At 71.2% G+C, this 534-nt stretch carries 1 protein-coding gene; it reads left to right on the top strand.

The window, feature by feature from the left end:
• The coding region (locus AC3ET3_RS36170) for an acyltransferase domain-containing protein (RefSeq protein WP_488191855.1) at positions 1 to 534 on the top strand (534 nt) is incomplete at both ends.

Raw genomic sequence — 534 nt, forward strand, 5'->3', positions numbered from 1 at the left:
TCAGGACGCGTGTGCTCTGGTGGTGGCGCGTGGCCGGCTGATGCAGCAGCTGCCCGCTGGTGGGGTGATGGTGGCTGTGGAGGCGGCGGAGGCGGAGGTGGTGCCGCTGCTGGCGGGTCGTGGCGGTGAGGTGTCCCTCGCGGCGGTCAACGGCCCGCGGTCCGTGGTGATCGCCGGGGTCGAGGCGGCGGTGGAGGAGGTGGCTTCGACGCTGAGGGAGCAGGGCCGCCGCACCACCCGTCTGCGCGTCTCGCACGCTTTCCACTCGCCGCTGATGGAGCCGATGCTCGACGCCTTCCGCGAGGTGGCCGAGCGTATCGCTTACGCGCCCCCGGTCATTCCGGTCGTGTCGAATCTGAGCGGACAGCTCGCCACCGGCGAGGAGTTGGCGTCGTCCGAGTACTGGGTCCGTCACGTCCGTGACACCGTCCGCTTCGCCGACGGCGTCACCGCACTGAACGCCCACGGCGTGACGCGTTTCCTGGAGATCGGCCCCGACGGCACCCTCACCGCCCTCACCCAGAACTGCACCCC

Source organism: Streptomyces sp. bgisy159, from assembly GCF_057707805.1.